General features: G+C 59.2%; 16 protein-coding genes. 13 read left to right on the top strand and 3 right to left on the bottom strand.

Annotation, left to right across the window (positions count from 1 at the left end; genetic code table 11):
- Nucleotides 1–114: 114 nt before the first annotated feature.
- Together DW233_RS08280 and DW233_RS08275 are read left to right on the top strand one after the other, a co-directional pair.
- A complete protein-coding gene (locus DW233_RS08280) occupies nt 115–585 on the top strand; it encodes a helix-turn-helix domain-containing protein (RefSeq protein ID WP_233547973.1) in 471 nt (156 codons plus the stop codon).
- Nucleotides 586–625: 40 nt separating this feature from the next.
- Entirely contained in the window at nt 626–1,477 is an 852-nt protein-coding gene (locus DW233_RS08275; protein ID WP_199574621.1) for an IS3 family transposase, read from the top strand.
- 405 nt (nt 1,478–1,882) lie between these two features.
- Here the strand turns inward: DW233_RS08275 and DW233_RS08270 are convergent, their stop codons facing one another.
- Together DW233_RS08270 and DW233_RS10265 are read right to left on the bottom strand one after the other, a co-directional pair.
- The gene (locus tag DW233_RS08270; protein WP_117584183.1) at nt 1,883–3,244 is read right to left on the bottom strand and encodes an ATP-binding protein; all 1,362 of its coding nucleotides are present in this window, start codon (nt 3,242–3,244) and stop codon (nt 1,883–1,885) included.
- A gap of 107 nt (nt 3,245–3,351) precedes the next feature.
- Nucleotides 3,352–3,501, bottom strand: a complete 150-nt coding sequence (locus tag DW233_RS10265) for a hypothetical protein (protein ID WP_158551673.1) — start codon at nt 3,499–3,501, stop codon at nt 3,352–3,354.
- Nucleotides 3,502–3,936: 435 nt separating this feature from the next.
- Between DW233_RS10265 and arcC the strand changes: the two genes are divergently transcribed.
- On the top strand, nt 3,937–4,899 hold the full coding sequence (gene arcC, locus DW233_RS08265) for a carbamate kinase (RefSeq protein ID WP_006235166.1): 963 nt from the start codon (nt 3,937–3,939) through the stop codon (nt 4,897–4,899).
- A gap of 522 nt (nt 4,900–5,421) precedes the next feature.
- Here the strand turns inward: arcC and DW233_RS10465 are convergent.
- Nucleotides 5,422–6,423, bottom strand: coding sequence for a C39 family peptidase (locus tag DW233_RS10465; RefSeq protein WP_233504189.1), 1,002 nt, complete (start codon nt 6,421–6,423; stop codon nt 5,422–5,424).
- A gap of 355 nt (nt 6,424–6,778) precedes the next feature.
- Between DW233_RS10465 and DW233_RS08255 the strand changes: the two genes are divergently transcribed.
- The 10 genes from DW233_RS08255 to DW233_RS08210 all read left to right on the top strand — a co-directional run bounded on the left by DW233_RS08255 (nt 6,779) and on the right by DW233_RS08210 (nt 18,369).
- A complete protein-coding gene (locus DW233_RS08255; protein ID WP_118267729.1) occupies nt 6,779–8,230 on the top strand; it encodes an APC family permease in 1,452 nt (483 codons plus the stop codon).
- A gap of 131 nt (nt 8,231–8,361) precedes the next feature.
- Entirely contained in the window at nt 8,362–9,639 is a 1,278-nt protein-coding gene (locus DW233_RS08250) for an amidohydrolase family protein (RefSeq protein WP_118267727.1), read from the top strand.
- Nucleotides 9,640–9,756: 117 nt separating this feature from the next.
- On the top strand, nt 9,757–11,142 hold the full coding sequence (locus tag DW233_RS08245; RefSeq protein ID WP_233547972.1) for a sensor histidine kinase: 1,386 nt from the start codon (nt 9,757–9,759) through the stop codon (nt 11,140–11,142).
- A 41-nt stretch (nt 11,143–11,183) separates the two neighbouring features.
- A complete protein-coding gene (locus DW233_RS08240) occupies nt 11,184–11,918 on the top strand; it encodes a LytTR family DNA-binding domain-containing protein (protein WP_117716143.1) in 735 nt (244 codons plus the stop codon).
- Between the two features lie 92 nt (nt 11,919–12,010).
- Nucleotides 12,011–12,955: a zinc dependent phospholipase C family protein gene (locus DW233_RS08235; protein WP_118267723.1), complete on the top strand. Its 945-nt coding sequence runs from the start codon at nt 12,011–12,013 to the stop codon at nt 12,953–12,955.
- A 101-nt stretch (nt 12,956–13,056) separates the two neighbouring features.
- On the top strand, nt 13,057–14,316 hold the full coding sequence (locus DW233_RS08230) for an MFS transporter (protein WP_118267722.1): 1,260 nt from the start codon (nt 13,057–13,059) through the stop codon (nt 14,314–14,316).
- A 171-nt stretch (nt 14,317–14,487) separates the two neighbouring features.
- Nucleotides 14,488–15,675: a glycosyltransferase gene (locus DW233_RS08225; RefSeq protein WP_117638136.1), complete on the top strand. Its 1,188-nt coding sequence runs from the start codon at nt 14,488–14,490 to the stop codon at nt 15,673–15,675.
- Nucleotides 15,672–17,015 (top strand): histidine kinase, encoded by a 1,344-nt coding sequence (locus tag DW233_RS08220; protein WP_117757814.1) that lies wholly within the window; start codon nt 15,672–15,674, stop codon nt 17,013–17,015. Before DW233_RS08225 ends, DW233_RS08220 begins: the two co-directional genes overlap by 4 nt.
- Nucleotides 17,016–17,087: 72 nt before the next feature.
- Nucleotides 17,088–17,804: a LytTR family DNA-binding domain-containing protein gene (locus tag DW233_RS08215; protein WP_006235156.1), complete on the top strand. Its 717-nt coding sequence runs from the start codon at nt 17,088–17,090 to the stop codon at nt 17,802–17,804.
- A 97-nt stretch (nt 17,805–17,901) separates the two neighbouring features.
- Nucleotides 17,902–18,369, top strand: a complete 468-nt coding sequence (locus DW233_RS08210) for a YfcE family phosphodiesterase (protein WP_118267720.1) — start codon at nt 17,902–17,904, stop codon at nt 18,367–18,369.
- Nucleotides 18,370–18,600 lie beyond the last annotated feature (231 nt).

Here is an 18,600-nt window from a genome sequence, read left to right as displayed (position 1 = left end):
CCCACCGCAGGATCTGAGGGCTAACCTTCGCGGACGTCCTCGGACATGAAAGAACCCCCGCTGCGCACTGAACTGCCTCCCATTTCTTGGACACAAGAAATGGGAGGCCTTTTTATGGCTGGAAACGCTTTGTACGACGTCGGAATGAGACTGCGAGCGGCAGAGCTGCACGACGAGGGGCACGGCCGCGCGGCGATCGCGGCCCTTCTCGGGATGCCGGAGGAAACCGTGAGAGAATGGCTGTGCACCTACAGGTCTGCTGGTATCGAGGTTCTGGCCATGATGGGAAAGAAGCACACCGCCTATTCGTTCGAGACGAAGCCGGCCGCCGTCAGGGCGGTCGTCGATGAGGGCATGACGAAGCCCGAGGCCATGGAGAAGTTCGGGATAGCCTCGCCAAGCCCTTTCAAGAAATGGCTGAAGGCGTACAGGGAGGAGGGCCCGGAGGCGCTCAGGCCAAAGCCAAGGGGGAGGCCGAGGGGGTCCGGCTCCCCGTCCGGGGAGACGACGCGCGAGCAGGAGCTCGAGCGCAGGATCAAGAGGCTCGAGGCGGAGAACGCCTACCTAAAAAATCGATCGCCCTGAAGGCGGAGAAACGCTCTCGAACGGCGAGAAGGCCGCGGTCGTGAGCGGGCTTTCAGGGCAATACCCCCTCGCCGACCTGCTCGAGTGCGCCGGCCTGGCGAGGTCGAGCTACTACTACGCGCTGTCGCACCCGAAGGCTCCCACCAGGCCCGAGCTCTGGGAGGCCGCCGCCGAGATATTCTCGCGCACCGCCAACGGGTGCGGCCACAGGCAGATCGCCATGTGCCTGCGCGCCGAGCTGGGCGCGCGCATAGCCGACAAGACCGTGCTCAAGATGATGCGCGAGATGGGCATCAGCTGCGGGATCCGCCGCGAGACCGACTACCACAGGTACAACTCGTACAGGGGCAAGGTCGGAAAGACCTTCGAGAACGTCATCGGCAGGGACTTCGCCGCCGGCGGGCCGTGGGAGAAGATGGGCACCGACGTCACCGAGTTCAAGCAGCCCTGGGGCAAGGCCTACTTCGCGCCGGTCTACGATTTCGGCAGCAAGGAGATCGTCGCCTGGTCCACGTCGCTGCATCCCAACATGGCCCAGCAGCACGAGCTGCTCGACCAGCTCGTGTCCAAGATGCCCGAGGGCTCCAGGCCGGTCCTGCACTCGGACATGGGCTGGCAGTACCAGCAGGCCGGGTGGTGCAAGCGGTTGGAGGAGGCCTGCGTGGTGCAGAGCATGTCCCGGAAGGGCAACTGCATCGACAACGGCGCGACGGAGCAGGTGTTCGGCCATATGAAGGACGAGTTCTTTCGCGGAAGAAAATGGCCCTGCTTCGAAGACTTCAAGAGGGACCTGGACGAATACATCATCCATTGGAACACGAGAAGGAGGCAGGTTAAACTGAAGGGACTGACCCCGGAGGAATTCCGGAATCAGTCCCTATGTGCGGCGTAGGCCGCTTATTAGCCCGTCCAAGAATTGGGGCGCAGTTCACACTACGTGCGGCGGGGGTTCTTTCGTCCTGCGGAGTGTCCGCGAAGGTTAGCCCTCAGATCCTGCTACGACTACGTCCTCGGATTGTGGGGCTGAATGAAGGACGTGGCTGTGGGGGTGCCTTGTCCCGGTCGCTGTTTCGCGGCGTGGCCGCGAAACCACGCGCCACTTTGGGCATGGAGGGCTAGCTGATTGTGGCCTTCTGCTGCCCCAGTGCTGTTTCGCGCTTTGCGCGAAACATCGCAGCACTTTGGGCATAGTGGGGGAGTTGGTTGTCGCTGCCTTCTATCCCCTTGCTGTTTCGCGCCTTTGGCGCGAAAGGCGCAGTACTTTGGGCGTGGGGGCTGGCTTGCGGACTCAGATGACCTAGAGAGATATGGGTGCAAACGAGAAATCGTTGTTGGGGTCGTCCTTTTCCATAAACTCATCGAGACAGAATGTCATATAGATTGGAACGTAAAGGATCTTGCCCTCTTTGCAAAGGTTTTCGTGGCTCAGCACAACGGCCTCGGGAATTTTGTACTCGCCCACACTCATCAAACGGTCGAGGGCTGCATGTGCTCGAACTTTCTTGCCCGATTTGACTTCGATTGGGACAACATGCCCGCGGGCACCTTCGATTACAAAGTCGACTTCACCGACCTCACGCGTTTGGTAGTACCACGTATCTGCTCCGAGGGCAACGAGTTCCTGTGCGACCACGTTCTCATAGAGGCCGCCGAGGTTGGGGGTTTTCATGTCAAGGTAGACGGCGCGTGCCGTGCTGCCGGGATACCGCGATGCGAGCATACCTGTATCGGACTCGTATAGTTTAAAGGCCGTCGTTTTCTCCGTCCTCTTGAGAGGGCTTCGTGCCTCCGTCACCTGGGGGACCATCAATCCAACGCCTGCGTTCACCAGCCATAGGAAATCCTGCTCGTATTTTTGAAGACGAGCTCCCTCGCCTAGAGACGAGACGATAAAGCGATGGGACTCCGCCTCAAGCTGAACGGGAATTTGCTCGAAAATGGAGCGAACGTTAAACGCTCGAGTCGATGCATATTTAGAGATATCGCTTTTGTACTGATCGACTAGCTGAATTTGAAGCTCACGCGTTCTCACGAGCGAATAGCCCGAATCGATATAGTTCTGAACGACCTCCGGCATGCCGCCGCAAACGATATAGGCTCTAAAGTTTTTGAGCATCGCCTCATGAATATAGTTTTCGACGGGACGTCTCTCGACAAGGCGGCTGCGAATATCTGCAAGCACATTTTCGCTGACGCTGTTTGCCCAACAAAACTCTTCAAAATCCATCGGCCGCATAACAATGTGCTCGACATACCCTACCGGAAAAGAAGAGATCCCCTTAAACTCAGTCCCAAGCATAGACCCCGAGAAGACATAGCTAAAGCGTCCGTCCTCGACCAGCGCCTTCATAAGTGTAACGATCTGCGGATACTCCTGAATCTCATCGACGAAGATAAGCGTGTCTCCTTCAACAAGCGGTGCATCCGCAAGAAGGGCCACACGGTTGATGAAGTCAATGGAGTTCTTAGCGCCAACAAGTACGTCTCTTGCCTCGGCATCAAGTAGCAGATTGACCTCATAATACGAAGCGTAGTTGCTCTTTCCAAACGCGCGAATCGCATAGCTCTTGCCAATCTGACGCGCACCGGTAACAAGCAGGGCCTTATGGGAGTTATTCTTCCAGCTCAAAAGCCTATCAGTGACCTTGCGGCGTAGCATTAAAACACCTCATTGACAAAAATTGGCAAATAGATTTGCCCCTAATCATACAAAAATTGACAAATAGATTTGACCCAAATCATACAAAAATTGGCAAATAGCAAAGCTCACTTAGGCCTCAAAGCCAGCGAGCCAGCACGGTACTTTGCGAAAAGGCTGGCGGCGCCGTTGTTGAGGGTGGCCAGGTTGGCAGTGGCGCCGTTAGCGTTCTCGGCTGCTTGGGCGCGCAGGAGCGAAAGGGCGTCGGCAGCGTTCATGCAGAAGCCGACGGTAAAGTTCCATACTGCGAACTCGCAGTCGCTTGCCGCGGGGTGAAGCGCGATCGGCTATCCCTTATGTTGGATGAAAAGCCCCATGTTTTTGCAGGGGTGCATACTCGTCAAATTAATGTATAGAATCGCGTATAGTGCGAGTAAGATATTGCGCTGTCCGTTTTGTGTTTAGCAAAGATATAGTTTGCATAATCTGGTCTAATCCCTGCTCTATTTAAATAAAGTTGCACGTAAATGGCGTAGATATGCCTGAACTGGGCTTCTTTACGCTGAGCGGGTAAAATCGACCGTTCGCCGCTTAGGTATTTTCAAAATGAATAAAATGAGCGATAAAGAGAATATAAACCTTAATAAACTCGCGTATCGCACGGACGCGGGTTATTAATGGGTTGTAGGCCTTTTACAGAAAGGATTCCAGCAATGTCTAAGCCTCTTGGCAAGCCCGATCGTATTGTCGTCGCCCTCGGCGGCAACGCCCTCGGCAACAACCCCGTCGAGCAGATCGAGGCCGTGAGCAACACCGCCCACGCCCTCCTCGGTCTCATCGAGCAGGGCAACGAGATCATCATCACCCACGGCAACGGCCCGCAGGTCGGCATGATCCAGAACGCCTTCGCCGCCGCCCACGACGCCATCGGCACCCCCGAGATGCCGCTGCCCGAGTGCGGCGCCATGTCCCAGGGCTACATCGGCTACCACCTGCAGCAGGGCATCGGCCGCGAGATGCACAAGCGCTATAAGCGTTGGCACGCCGCCACCGTCGTCACCCAGATCGAGTGCGATCCCGACGATCCCGCGTTCAAGAATCCGACCAAGCCGATCGGCCCCTTCTACACCGAGGAGCAGGCCAAGGAGTTCATGGCCGAGGATCCCTCCAAGGTCTTCGTCGAGGATTCCGGCCGCGGCTGGCGTCGCGTCGTCGCTTCCCCCGATCCCAAGAAGATCGTCGAGGCTGACTCCATCCTCAACCTGCTCGACAACGAGTTCATCGTCATCGCCTGCGGTGGCGGCGGCATCCCCGTCGTCCGCGACTATGAGAACAAGGGCTGCTACAAGGGCGTTCCCGCCGTCATCGACAAGGACCTGGGCGGCGAGCTGCTGGCCGAGGACTGCGACGCCGACGTTCTGTTCCTGCTGACCGCCGTCGAGCATGTCGCCATCAACTTTGGCAAGCCCAACCAGGAGGAGCTCGAGGACCTCACCGCCGACGAGGCCGAGCGCCTGGCCGACGAGGGCCAGTTCGGCAAGGGTTCCATGGAGCCCAAGGTCCGCGCTGCCATCAAGTTCGCGCGTTCCCGCAAGGGCCGCACCTGCATCATCGGCGCACTGGACAAGGCCGCCGAGACCATGGCCGGCCTCTCCGGTACCCGCATCCACGAGTAGTCTCTGCTCTGTTGCCTCTCTCGTGGGCGCCAGGCAAAGCGCCCACAAACTAGCCTCTCTTCATGAGCCCCGCAGTCCGCTCCGGCTGCGGGGCTTTTGCTATTCACCTAGTCATTGGGGACGTTCTTAAACGACTAGTCAAACAAGAACGTCCTCAACGACTATTCATTTAAGTTTGTCCCCAATGACTGCGGAAACCCGGCACTTGGGGACGTTCCTTTCCTGCCGGCAGCTTGGGACAGTCCTTAAAGGCCACTGTCGATCAACTGCGGAAAGTGCATCCCAGGATGAACGTCCAAAACGGGATCTAGTTTCCCTTGAGGTCCTCAACGGGAAAATGCATCCCGGAATTTGGCCGAAAAGCGGGATGTTGTTTCCCAAACGGACCGCTAGCGGAAAGCGCATCTCACCATTGAGTTCCAAAGTGGGATGCGCTTTCCGTACCGGCGGTTCCTGGCAATCTGGGACTACTCATTTAAGTCTGTCCCCAATGAGTGTCTGTCCCCAATGAGTGCTCAATGACTAGTAGTAGGCCCACATGGCTTCGACTTCGTTGAGGACCTCTACGACGCCCCAGCGGCGGGCGCTGCGGCTGGCCGAGTTGGGGTCGTAGACGCCAATCTGGTTGGCATCGTCGATGCCGTAGAGCACGATGTAGTGGCCTACGTTGGTAAACGTACCGGGGCGCACTGCGGCGATAACGGGCGCACCCGAGCGAAGTGCTTGGGTAATCGATTCACGATCGTTATAGAGCTGTGTTCCGTTGAGTCCCAGCTGCCACGCACCGCCCGTCATAAACGACCACTCGGTGGCACCAGTGGGGGCGTAGTTGCCGGCTTCGGCCAGTGCGCATATATCGACCGGCGTCTTATCGGTGTGGCCGGTCTTAAAGATATAGACCATGGTGAGGCAAGTGGGACCGCAAGCGTTTTCGCGAATAGTGCCACCGGCATAGGGCAGCTCCGACCATGCGGGGTCAATTTGGTAGATGTGGGGCATGGTGCCGGCCTGCCATTGCGAGCGTGGGGTCGAGAACGCAAAGGAGTAACCGGGCGCGACGGGAGCTTTAAGCAGCTTGTCCTCGGCAGTGGGCTCAAGACCGGCTGATCCGTGGGAGATACAGGATCCCAAAAACACAAAGACGAGGCAGGCGGCAATGGAGCAAAGCGCAAGGCGTAGGCGGCGGGCCGGAAGCGCGTGGCTTGTGGTGTGTGACGCGGGGTGAGGGGCGGAATTGGCGCGATCGCGTTGAGGTCGCGAAAAGGAGCGCTTAACGTAGTAATCGGTCTTACGACGATCGTGGCGGCGTGGCTGCGATGTGTCGGTCTGGCGTTGGCGTGTGCTCGTGCTCACGCGGTCTGACTGCTGCACGGTACGGCTTTGTTGCCGCGAAGAAGCCCCGAGTTGCTCTTGGGGGCGCTGCGGGTTGTCGTTGTCGGAGGTGCTTCTGGGCGTTGGCGTGGTGCGGCCGGCAAGGCGCACGCTTTGTGGCCGTTGGTCGCCGTCATTGTATCCGTATGCCATTCGAATCACCTTGCCTCATGTGTAACTTGTCTATCCTACATAAAAAGATGCACGACACATGGGTATGTGCGCCAAAAGCCTGACAAATGGTATGAACGTTGCCGCGCCGCGCGCCAAGCGTCACGGCAACAGGTATTCAAAAGCAGACAAGATGAAAGCGTCCAAGACGAATGACGTCTCCCGCCGTTCGTCCCAAAAACGGTGCCGCTCGTTTTGCAGTTCTGCCTTCGGTCGAGCTGCGAGCGGCGCTGCTGCGCCAAGGCCGTATCTTAAAGCCATGGAATAAAAGCGCGCGGCAAAACGGACCGCGCAAGGGGTGACGCCAAGGGGCGTCAAAAAGGAAAGGAGGGGAACAATGGCGGACAAGAACGCAGAAGTTGCAGTCGAGGACAACGGCGGCATGAAGAAAACGCTTTCGCTCTGGAACTTCTTCACCATCGGTTTCGGTGCCATCATCGGTACCGGTTGGGTTCTGCAGGTCGGCGACTGGATGGTCGTGGGCGGCGGTCCCGTTCCCGCTATGATTGCATTCCTCTTGGGTGCAATCTTCCTCGTGCCCGTCGGAGCTGTTTTCGGTGAGCTCACGGCTGCTATCCCCATCTCGGGCGGCATCGTCGAGTATGTCGACCGTAGCTTTGGCCGTACGCTGAGCTACATCACCGGTTGGCTCCTGGCCCTGGGCAACGGCATCCTGTGCCCGTGGGAGGCCATCGCCATTTCGACCCTCGTGTCCGAGATGTTCGGCAGCCTGCCCGGTCTTGAGTGGCTGCGCGCCGTCAAGCTCTACACCATCTTGGGCGCCGACGTTTACTTGTTCCCGACGCTAATCGCGCTCGGCTTTGCAGTCTACGTCATCTTCCTCAACTTCCGCGGTGCCAGCTCGGCCGCCAAGCTCCAGGCCTTCCTGACCAAGGCTCTGCTCTGCGGCATGCTGCTCGCCATGGGTGTCTCGCTGTTCACCGGTTCGCCGGAACACGCCATGCCCGTGTTCTCCCAGGTCACCGGTGCTGGCGGCGGCAAGCCCGCTACCGAGGGCACCAGCCTGTTCGCCGGCATCGTGTCGGTCCTGGTTTTGACCCCGTTCTTCTACGCCGGCTTCGATACCATTCCTCAGCAGGCTGAGGAAGCAGCCGAGGGCCTCAACTGGAACAAGTTCGGCAAGATCATCTCCCTGGCCCTGCTGGCCGCCGGCGGCTTCTACATGGTCTGCATCTACTCGTTCGGCACCATCCTCGACTGGCATGAGTTTGTTAAGAGCCCGGTTCCCGCGCTTGCCTGCCTCAAGGGCATCAACATGCTCCTGTACCTGGCCATGCTCGTCATCGCCACGCTTGGACCCATGGGCCCGATGAACTCCTTCTACGGCGCCACGAGCCGCATCATGCTCGCCATGGGCCGCAAGGGCCAGCTGCCCGAGAAGTTCGCCGAGGTCGATCCCAAGTCCGGCGCTCCCAAGCTCGCCTGCGCCGTTCTGGGCGTCATCACCGTCATCGGTCCGTTCCTGGGCAAGAACATGCTCATCCCTCTGACCAACGTGTCGGCTCTCGCCTTCATCTTCTCCTGCGGCATGGTCGCCCTCGCTTGCCTGCGCATGCGCTTCACCGAGCCCGACCTGCCTCGTCCCTACGAGGTGCCCGGCGGCAAGTTTGGCATCAGCCTCGCTGTCGCTGCCTGCGCCGTCATCATTGGCCTGCTCGTGGTCCCGTTCTCTCCCGCCTCCCTCAACATGGTGGAGTGGAGCATCGTGATCGGCTGGCTGGCCGTTGGCCTGGCCCTCATGGCCTTCACCAATTCCCGCAAAAAATAACGCCTAGCCGGGGCGGATCGGGTGCGCGGACCCCTCTCTTCCGCGCACCGAACCCGGCACCACTTGGGTAGCTTTGTGAGGCCATAACCCAACATGGCCTCGCCCACTATATGGATCCATAAGGAGGAACCATGTCCACTAAGTACGCAATCGTTGGCGGCAAGCTCATCGACGGTACCGGTGCCGAGCCGGTCGAGAACTCCCTCGTTCTCGTCGACGACAACGGCAAGATCGGGTATGCCGGTGCTATGCAGGACCTTCCCGAGGGCGTTGAGGTTATCGACGCCGCCGGCAAGACCGTCCTTCCCGGCCTGATCGACACCCACCTGCACTTCTCGGGCAACCTGACCGACGATGACACCGACTGGGTTATGCAGCCGCTCCTCGAGAAGCAGGCCGTCGCCGTCAAGCAGGCCTACGACTGCCTCACCCACGGCCTTACCACCGTCTGCGAGATCGGCCGCTTTGGTATCCAGATCCGTGACTGCATCGACAAGGGCGTCTTCAAGGGCCCGCGCGTTTTGGCAACCGGTCTGGGCTTCTGCCGCGTTGCCGGTCACGGCGACTCCCACCACTGCACCCAAGAGCTCAACAAGGAATCCCACCCCTGGGGCGATCAGGTCGACGGTCCTTGGGATCTGCGCAAGGCCGTCCGTCGTCGCCTGCGCGAGAACCCCGATGCCATCAAGATCTGGGCTACCGGTGGCGGCATCTGGCGCTGGGACTCCGGTCGCGACCAGCACTACTGCTCCGAGGAGATCCAGGCCGTGATCGAAGAGGCCAAGTTGGTCGGCATCCCCGTGTGGAGCCACTGCTACAACAACCACGCCGCTGCCTACGATTCCGTCCGCTTTGGCTGCGAGCAGCTGATCCACGGTTTCGATATCGATGAGCGCACCATGGACCTCATGGCCGAGCAGGGCACCTTCTTCACCCCGACGATCGCCTTCCTGCCCACCTGGTACGCCACCTATCCGCCCGTCTACGTCCCCGAGCTGCACGACAAGTACGAGGGCACCCTGGTCGAGAAGGAGCTGCAGCGCAACTACGACTGCCTGCGCGAGGCCAAGAAGCGCGGCGTCGTCATGACGATCGGCTCCGACTCCTTCTCCTTCGTCACCCCGTACGGCACCTGCTCCATCGAGGAGATGTACGAGTTCGTCGACAAGATCGGCTTCACCCCGGTCGAGACCATCACCTGCGCCACCCTCAACGGTGCCAAGATGTGCCACATCGAGGACGAGACCGGTTCCATCGAGGCCGGCAAGTGCGCCGACCTGCTGGTCGTCAACGGTGACGTCGCCGCTGACATTCACGTGCTCAACACCGACAACATGGACGTCATCATGAAGGACGGCTGGATCGTCGAGGCTGGCACCTTTGGCGAGGCCAACAAATACAGTGCCTAAGATACCGTTTGTCGATGGCTGGATGTAAAACACAGTTTTTGATTGCATAATGCAATGGAGAGGGTCGCTTGCGGCCCTCTTTATTGCTATGGGTGCGGTAGATAAAAGGGGATGACGGTGGATTTAAACAGGCTGATTCTGGGCAAGAGCTACAACTCTACCAAGGTCTTTCGTACGGCCCAGCATGTGGTCCAGGCCATCCTGCTCGGTGTTGTCGTTCCGGCGCTTATCCTGTTGCTTATCTGGGATTTGACCGATAATCCCAACCCCGTCCCGGGCGTTGTCGTCATTGCCGGCTTGGTCATGCTGTGCTTCTTCTTCTCGTACGTCTTTGTCGTTCCCGACGACCTCACGTCGAGCGCTACCGACCGCACACTCGCCATCGCATCGAAAATATTCGCCTATACGTCGCGAGGCCTTACGCCCGAAGCGGCCCTGGGCGCTTCCAAAATCATCCTTTCCGAGACCATCGCCTCGGCCATCTGCTTTACCGACGGCAAGCAGGTGCTGGCGAGCTGGGGCGAGGACTCGGCAAAATGCCCCGCGGGCACTCCGGTTGTGCTGCGGACTACGCTCAACGTGATCAACAGCGGTGAGCAAAGCGTATTTTCGCGCGATGCCTCGACTGAGACGGGTGGCTACTTTCCGCGCCTGCGCGCCGGTATCGTCGCACCGCTCACCGTGCGCGGGCATTGCGTGGGCACGCTCGAGCTGTATTATCCCCGTCTGAGCAGCATCGATATGCGCCAGACGGCGCTTGCCTCGGGCTTTGCCGACCTCATTTCCACGCAGCTTGCGAGCTTTGAGCTCGAGCGCCAGGACGAGCTTACAGCTCGCGTGGAGCTGCGCGCCTTGCAATCGCAGGTCGATCCTCATTTTCTGTTTAACACCATCAGCACCATCGTGTCGCTCGTGCGTACCGAGCCGGACAAGGCCAGGTCGCTGCTCATCGACTTTTCCAATTACTACCGTCAGACACTGTCCGATTCCGATACCCTCACAACGCTCGAGCACGAGGTGGAACAGGGCACTCGTTACATCAACCTTATGCAGGCCCGGTATGGCGACGGCCGTCTGCGCGTCTCGGTCGATATCGACTTTGAGGTGCGCGACAGCATGGTGCCGCCGTTTATCTTGCAGCCGCTGCTCGAAAACTGCATCAAGCATGCGCAGCGCGAGACCGAGCCGCTTTCTATTCATGTTAGGGCTTTTGAGACCGATGACGGCTTGGAGATCATCGTCGAAGATGACGGCATCGGTATGAGCGAAGAAGTCTGCGCGCACCTGTTTGAGCAGCATCGCCGAGAGGAGCCCGAGAGCATTACCGCCGACGGCTCCACCAAGCGAGGCTGCGGCCTGGCGCTCTTCAACGTGCTTCAGCGCATCCATTTCTTTTACGGGGAAGATTCTGGCATGCGCGTGAAGTCCCAGGAGGGCGTGGGAACGCAGGTCATCGTCGAGCTGAACGGCGAGCCGCATGAGCCGGCGCCGATGAAGGTGTAGCGCGCGGTTGGATTGAGAGAGAAAAAAGAGGGGAAGCGCATATGTCCGAGGGATGGAACATCTTGGTGGTTGATGACGAGCCTCCTATTAGGGCTGAGCTACGTTATCTGCTGGAAAAGGATGCACGTGTGGGACAGATTGCCGAGGCGGGCAATGTCACCGAGGCCGTGGAGTCGATTCTGTCGAACAAGCCCGACGTGCTGTTTTTGGATATCACGATGCCCGGCCGCTCGGGAATCGAGCTTGCCGAGACGCTGCAGAACCTAAAAACGCCGCCGGTCGTGGTGTTTGTGACGGCATTTGCCGAGTATGCGGCCGATGCCTATAACCTCGATGCCATTGATTACGTCGTCAAGCCGGTCGAGGATGCCCGCCTGTCAAAGGCGCTCGATAAGATCGAGGCCGCCCTGGGCGTTCGTCGTGTCGTCCATGCTCCGCGCCAGCCCTTGCGCCTGACGGTGGATCGCGGGGGCAAAAAGGTGTTCATCCCCGTGGCGGATGTCTGCTACTTTGAGGCGCGTGCCGATTTTTGCAACGCCGTCTGCGCCGAGGGAACATATCTGATCAATGAGTCGATCTCTTCACTCGAACGTCGCTTGGGCTCCGAGGGCTTTATTCGCGTTCATCGCAGCTATCTGGTCAATTTGGAAGACGTGCACAATGTTGAGATTGGCTCCACGGGGTTGATGGAGCTCAGGCTCGACCGCGTGAGCTCGACGGTGCCGGTGTCCCGTCGTCGTGCCGCCGAGGTCAAGTCGCACCTGGGGCTTGCGTAAGAGGCTTGCGTGCCGTCGTTTACCATCGCAGGTTTGGCATGGGCGCGCGGTGGGCATAATGGGTGGCATCGAATGAAATCGAAAGGATCATTATGCCCGCGCTTATCACCCATCATCTGTTTGGCGAGGAAAGCATCGACCGTCTTCCGCAGGGCGTCATCACGTCCGATGAAGAGCGCATTGCCTTTATCTTGGGCAACCAAGGCCCCGACCCGTTTTTCTTTCACATTCTGACACCGCGTGTTTCCGACTGCACGCTGCTGGCGCAGGTCATGCATCGGTCGCGCATGTCGCGTCAGTTCTCGTGTCTGCGCGACGGCGTGTCGCACCTGCTGCCGCGCGATGCCAACCTGGGCCGTGCGTTTGCGCTGGGCCTGCTGTCTCATTACGTGCTCGACCGCAACGCCCATCCCTTTGTCTATGAGCAACAGTTTGGCATCGTGGAGTCCGATTCAGAGCTTGAGGATTCGAGCAGTCAGGTCCATGCCGTGATCGAGAGCGACCTGGATGTACTGATGCTGCAGCTTAAACGCGATGGCGCTACGGTTGACGATTACCCGCCGGCGGGCGAGATCGTCACCACCGATCGCATCAATCGCGTGGCCGGCGTGCTGATGAGCTATGTTGCCGGACGCGTGTACGGCATTGACATTCCGGCGGGGGAGTACGGTGCTGCCGTTGCCAATATGCAGCGACTTTACCGCGCGATTGAGCCGGCCGGCTCCGTAAAGACGCGCGCGATCTCGCTGGTTGAGGGCTTGGTGCACGACTACTCGCTGCTCGACGGCCTTGCCCATCGCGTGACGACGGAGCTGCCCGAGCGCACCGGCAACCTGGGCCACTTGGCATGGAAGAACCCCTTTACCGATGAAGTCTCGACCGAGAGCTTCCCCGAGGTCTTTGACCGCGCGCTGCTCGATTACGAGTGCACGGTTGCCCGCTTTATCGAGACCGGCGATATGGAAGCCGTGACCAACCATGTCAATTACAGCGGTCGCGTGCTCGGCGCCGACGAGGAGTTCGACCGCGAGGAGTAGGGCTCGTGCGTGCCCCTTTGCCGAATCCTTACCGGCGCTTCTGGACAATTGGGGTACGATGAACTAACTGCATATCGGGCGAATACGAAGGGTCCCTGTCCATGAAATACACCAAGCTCGAGCGTAACTGGGTCATGTACGATGTGGGAAACTCGGCCCTCGTACTGCTCAATACCTCGGTGGTGCCCATCTACTTTAACGCCATCAATACCGGTGCTTCCTCGGCAGACCTGGTGGTCGCTTGGGGCAACGCTCAGACGATTGCCTCGCTGGTCATTGCCATGCTCATGCCCATTCTGGGCGCGCTTGCCGATTACGCCGGCAACAAGATCAAGTTCTTCTTGGGCTTCTTCCTCACGGGCCTGGTTCTTTGCCTGGCGCAGGCTATCCCAATGTCCGCCATGGCATTTTTGACCGTGTACGTGCTGTGCACCATCGGCCTTAACTCTTCTATGACGTTCTACGACGCTATGCTGCCTGACATTACCACCGACGAGCGCATGGACGCCGTGTCCAGCTCGGGTTATGCCTGGGGCTACATCGGTTCCACCGTGCCGTTCATCATCTGCTTGGCGCTTATCATGGGTGGCCCCGCTCTTGGCGTCCCCACCATGCTGGCAACGCGTCTGTCGTTTATCATCACTGGTGCCTGGTGGCTCATCTTTACCCTGCCGCTCATTCGCACCTATAAGCAAAAGTACGGTCGCGAGCGTGGTCCCGAGGACACCATCGGCCACATCGTGGGCGGTGTGTTCTCCGAGGTCGGACACACCATGCGCGAGATTGCCCACAACAAGACCGTACTGGTCTACATGATCGCGTTCTTCTTCTACATCGACGGTGTGCACACGGTTATTTCCATGGCAACCAGCTACGGATCGGCTCTGGGCATCGACTCGACCCAACTGGTGTTGGCTCTGCTCGTTACGCAGTTTGTGGCCTTCCCGTCCGCTATCATCTACGGTAAGCTCGCCGGCCGCGTGGGCACGCTCAACATGATCTTGGTGGCAGTCGCTGCCTATATGGGCATTGTGCTGTTCGCCGCGTTCTTCCTAAAGACCGCCTTTGAGTTTTGGGTGCTTGCCATTATGGTCGGCCTGTTCCAGGGCGGCGTGCAGGCGCTCAGCCGTAGCTATTTTGGCCGCATTATCCCCAAGGAAAAGTCCAACGAGTACTATGGCTTCTTTGACATCTTTGGTCGTTACGCAAGCGTTATGGGCACCTTTCTGGTGTCGGTCGTTACCTCGCTGACCGGCAACCCGTCGCTGGGCGTCCTTTCCATTGGCGTGCTGCTGGTCGTTGGCTTTGTGCTGCTGGTCCGTCTGTCCCGCATGTCTCGGGCGGCAGAGCATGCCGCATAGGAGCGAGCGGCTATTGTGCCTGTCCACGGTACTCTTTTGGGGTTATCCGCAATAAACATTGCGACTTGCGAGCAATGATTTGCCCAAGTGGGTATGATGGAATCAGCTGGGTCGCGGGGCGTCGCCTGTGTTTGGCGGCGTCCCGTTTTTGTGTTGCAGGGAGGGTAAGGCATGAACGCCACGGTCGTGATTCCAACGTATTGGGCGGGCGATGACGCTTGCGCAAACGCCCCTGGCACCTATGACCATTCGACGCGACTCAACGCCGACAATCCCGAACTCGACCGCTGCCTGGCCTCGCTTGAGCAGGTGTGCGACATCCCGCGCATCATCCTTTTGGTGGTCTGTCCTGTTTCTGCCACAGCCGATGTGTCGCTGCGCGTGCACGAGATTGTCGACGCGCATCCCACGCTCAAGGTCACCGTTGTCACCAACACCCAGGCCTCGCGCATCGCAGACCGGGTTGCTCAGATCGCGCCCAAGGGTTCGGGCGAGTGCGTGAGCCTGCGAGGCTACGGTGCCATCCGCAACATGGGGCTAGCCTGTGCCGCTGTGCTGGGGCATGACGCGGTTATCTTTTTGGATGACGATGAGACTGTCATCGACGCCGACTTTATGAAGCGCGCGACCTATGCGTTGGGGCAGCAGACACGTCAGGGCTTGCCGATCTTGGTCAAGAGCGGCTATTTCTACGATCGCGACGGCTCGCCGTTGGCTCCTACGGACAAGGCGGGCATCTGCCATCGTTGGTGGACCAAGCGCATCGAGTTCAACCGTTGGATGAAAAAGGCGCTCTCGGGCACCCGCATCTCGCGCTCCAACTACGTGTGCGGCGGCCTGATGGCCCTGCACGCCCGCGCCTTTACGCGTGTGGCCTTTGACCCGTTTATCACCCGCGGCGAGGACTTGGATTACCTCTTTAACATGCGCATGTTTGGCTACGACGTGTGGTTCGATAACGAGTGGACCGTGCGCCATCTGCCTCCGGAGTCCGAAAAGCGCTCACCGCGCTTTATGCAGGATGTATACCGTTGGTACTACGAACGGGCCAAGTTGACATTCGCCGCGCATCAAAAGGAGCTCATTCCCGTTACGGCGGCATCGCTCATGCCCTACCCGGGCCCGTGGATTTCGCGCGAGCTCGACGACCGCGTGCGCAAGACCGCTATGGTCCGCAGCGTGTTTACCCGCGAGCATGAGGGCTACCTGCGCATCTGGCGCCATGGTATCGACGAGGCAAAGGCCTATGCGCGCCAAAACGCTGCAAGCTATCTGCGTTTCCAGAGCTTTTGGCCCAAGATCATGGACGGGCTTTGGCGTGACGCACAACTGATCAGTATCCTGGAGGGGGCCGAATGATCGACCGCCGCGCCCAGCGCGATAGTTCAATATCAATCTTTCGCATCATTGCCGTTGCCTGCGCCATTTGCGTGCTGGTGTACTTTATTTTTGCCTTGGTGACCGGTATCGAGCCGATCGCCACGGTGATTGCCTGCGCGCTGCTGTGCATCTTTCTGTGCATTTTTATCTTTTTGACGCTCAATCCCGATTCGGTGCGCTCCCAGTACACCGAGGAGACGCTCTCGGTGGCCTCGGCCATGCTCGAGGACATTAAGGGCGGTCTGACGCAGGAGTCGGCGCGTTTGGTGTGCCGGCGCATTTTGCCCGAGACGCGCGCCATGACGGTGGCCATCACCGACGAGGACAACGTGCTTGCCTGCGCGGGCGAGTTTGAGGAAAAACTGCTGCCCGATACTCCCATCCACACGCTTGCCACACGCTACGTTATCGAACATGGCATCGTGCAGTCGTTCAACCGTATGGTGGATGTCGTGGGCTCGGACGGCTCGCACAACCAAGTTCCCGCCGGCATTATCGCCCCCATCAAGGTGGGCGATCGTACCGTCGGCACGCTCAAGTTCTACTACAAGACCCCGCGCGCCGTCGACCGTACCCAGTATGCGCTTGCCTCGGGCTTTGCCGAGATCTTGTCCACGCAGCTCGCCATCCACGAGCTCGAGGTGCAAAAGGAACTCACGGCGCGCGCCGAGGTGCGTGCGCTGCAGGCGCAGATTAACCCGCACTTCCTGTTCAACACGCTGAACACCATTGCATCGTTTACGCGCACCGACCCGCTGCGGGCCCGCGAACTGCTTCGTGAGTTCTCATCGTTCTATCGTGCTACACTCGACAACTCGGGATCGCTTATTCCGGTCTCGCGCGAGGTCGCACAGACCAAGCGCTACCTTACCTTTGAGAAGGCCCGCTTTGGCGAGGACCGCGTGCTTGCGACGTTCGATGTGTCCGAGGACGTGGAAGATACGCTGGTGCCGGCGTTCGTGATCCAGCCGATTGTCGAGAACGCCGTACGTCATGGTATGGGCGATGACGACGCCCTGAGGATCGACGTGACCGTTCACCAAGACGGCGAGGATGCAATCTTGATTGCCGTGGCCGATAATGGCGTGGGCATGGATGAGGGTACCGCCGCCAGACTGTTTGACGAGCGCTCTGCCCGTCCCGACGCCAGCTCTCCCCAGGGTGGCGGCGCCGGTGTGGCCATGCACAATATTTCGGAGCGCATCCATCGCTTTTTTGGGCCGCACTCCTATACGCGTGTCGAATCGGCGCCGGGCAAGGGCACCAAAGTGCTTCTTCATCTTGATTTGTCAGAGAGCATCTTTGACATTCAAGAGTAAAATAAAAGGCTACGGGCTCAACGTCATGCGACGGATGCCCGGCGTAGTTAGTTGACGAAAGGTTTTATCCCTATGCTGCGTGCGATGATTGTGGATGATGAAGCGCCGGCTCGCTCGGAGCTTCGCTTCTTGCTCGAGCAAACGGGCAAGATCGGCACGATCACGGAGGCGTCGAGCGTCCGCTCCGCCATCGAGATGCTTATGGAAAGTCGCGTGGATGTCGTGTTTCTCGATATCTCGATGCCCGGTGCCTCGGGCCTGCAACTTGCCGAGGCGCTGCATAAGCTCAAAAATCCGCCGGCGATCGTGTTTGTGACTGCGTATAGCGACCATGCGGTCGAGGCATTCGACGTGGATGCCGTCGATTATCTGATGAAGCCGGTCGAGGAAGCTCGCTTGGATCGCGCGATCGAGAAGGTCATGCAACGCGCCAAGCCGGTTACGGACAGCAAGGTGACCATCGAGCGTATCCCGGTGGAAAAGGGCGGCCGCAAGGTGCTCATTCCCGTGGACGACATTCGCTTTATCATGGCCAAGGACGATTACTCCTGCATCTATACCGTCGATGATCGCTTTTTGTCGACGACCTCGCTGGCGCAGTTTGAGGCCAAGCTCTGCGATTTTGGCTTCTTCCGTGTTCACCGCCGCTATATCGTCAACTTGGCGTGCGTCACGGACGTTGAGACGGTGCCCTCGGGCGCCATCCAGCTGGGCATTACGGGCGTCGACGAACGCGTGCCGGTTTCGCGCCGCCGCGTCGTGCCGCTCAAGAAGGCCCTGAGCCTCTAGCACACTGGCCCCGCAGCCCTGTAGACCCATCGTCTGCGGAGCCGTGGGGCCTTTTTTGTATGTATCTGCCGAATCGTTTTTTTGCGGAAGGGATCCCATGAACAGTGCAAGCGCCAAGCGTATCGACATCATCTCGGACACCCACGGCCATTTATCGCCTGCGCTCCTGGACGAGCTTGAGGGCGCAGACCTGATCATCCACGCCGGCGACCTTACGTCAGAGATGGACTACGAGCACCTATGCACCATCGCCCCCGTGCGGGCCGTACTGGGCAACAACGATTACTACCGCGACTACGGCCCCGATGTAGACCGTCTTGCGCTCTTTACTTACGAAGGCCTCAAATTCGCCGTAGCCCACTACCGCGAAGACCTTCCGGTGGGATCCGTGGACGTAGCCATCAACGGCCACACCCACGTAACCAAAGAAGCCCAAGTGGGCCGTTGCTTAGTCCTCAACCCGGGCAGCGCCAGCTACCCCCGAGGCACCCGAGGCCCCACCATGGCCAGAATGCTAGTAAAAGACGGCAAGATTATAAGCACCAAGTTTATTGACCTAGACTAACCGCAACAAAAACGGGGGATGCACAACGCATCTTCCGCTTTTCTCTGAGCCAAAGTAAGAAGTCCAACCAGAACAATCAGACCAACCCCGCCGAGGAGCACGCGAGCTAGCCGCGCAGCGGCGCACGCCCGCAAAACTGGTTGAATAATGTGACGGCAGGGAGGGCTTCCGGGGCTGAGGGCGGGGGTTAAGTTTGTCGCGAGTTCCGCACGCAAAGGAAAGCACTTAATG

This window comes from Collinsella sp. AM20-15AC (assembly GCF_003471405.1).
GTDB lineage: Bacteria > Actinomycetota > Coriobacteriia > Coriobacteriales > Coriobacteriaceae > Collinsella.
This window is presented reverse-complemented; position numbering and strand designations above follow the sequence as displayed.

Coding starts and splice junctions, on each gene's coding strand:
- DW233_RS08280 (WP_233547973.1), top strand. CDS start 115: ATGGCTGGAAACGCTTTGTACGACGTCGGAATGAGACTGCGAGCGGCA.
- DW233_RS08270 (WP_117584183.1), bottom strand. CDS start 3,244: ATGCTACGCCGCAAGGTCACTGATAGGCTTTTGAGCTGGAAGAATAAC.
- DW233_RS10265 (WP_158551673.1), bottom strand. CDS start 3,501: ATGAACGCTGCCGACGCCCTTTCGCTCCTGCGCGCCCAAGCAGCCGAG.
- arcC (WP_006235166.1), top strand. CDS start 3,937: ATGTCTAAGCCTCTTGGCAAGCCCGATCGTATTGTCGTCGCCCTCGGC.
- DW233_RS10465 (WP_233504189.1), bottom strand. CDS start 6,423: ATGGCATACGGATACAATGACGGCGACCAACGGCCACAAAGCGTGCGC.
- DW233_RS08255 (WP_118267729.1), top strand. CDS start 6,779: ATGGCGGACAAGAACGCAGAAGTTGCAGTCGAGGACAACGGCGGCATG.
- DW233_RS08250 (WP_118267727.1), top strand. CDS start 8,362: ATGTCCACTAAGTACGCAATCGTTGGCGGCAAGCTCATCGACGGTACC.
- DW233_RS08240 (WP_117716143.1), top strand. CDS start 11,184: ATGTCCGAGGGATGGAACATCTTGGTGGTTGATGACGAGCCTCCTATT.
- DW233_RS08235 (WP_118267723.1), top strand. CDS start 12,011: ATGCCCGCGCTTATCACCCATCATCTGTTTGGCGAGGAAAGCATCGAC.
- DW233_RS08230 (WP_118267722.1), top strand. CDS start 13,057: ATGAAATACACCAAGCTCGAGCGTAACTGGGTCATGTACGATGTGGGA.
- DW233_RS08225 (WP_117638136.1), top strand. CDS start 14,488: ATGAACGCCACGGTCGTGATTCCAACGTATTGGGCGGGCGATGACGCT.
- DW233_RS08220 (WP_117757814.1), top strand. CDS start 15,672: ATGATCGACCGCCGCGCCCAGCGCGATAGTTCAATATCAATCTTTCGC.
- DW233_RS08215 (WP_006235156.1), top strand. CDS start 17,088: ATGCTGCGTGCGATGATTGTGGATGATGAAGCGCCGGCTCGCTCGGAG.
- DW233_RS08210 (WP_118267720.1), top strand. CDS start 17,902: ATGAACAGTGCAAGCGCCAAGCGTATCGACATCATCTCGGACACCCAC.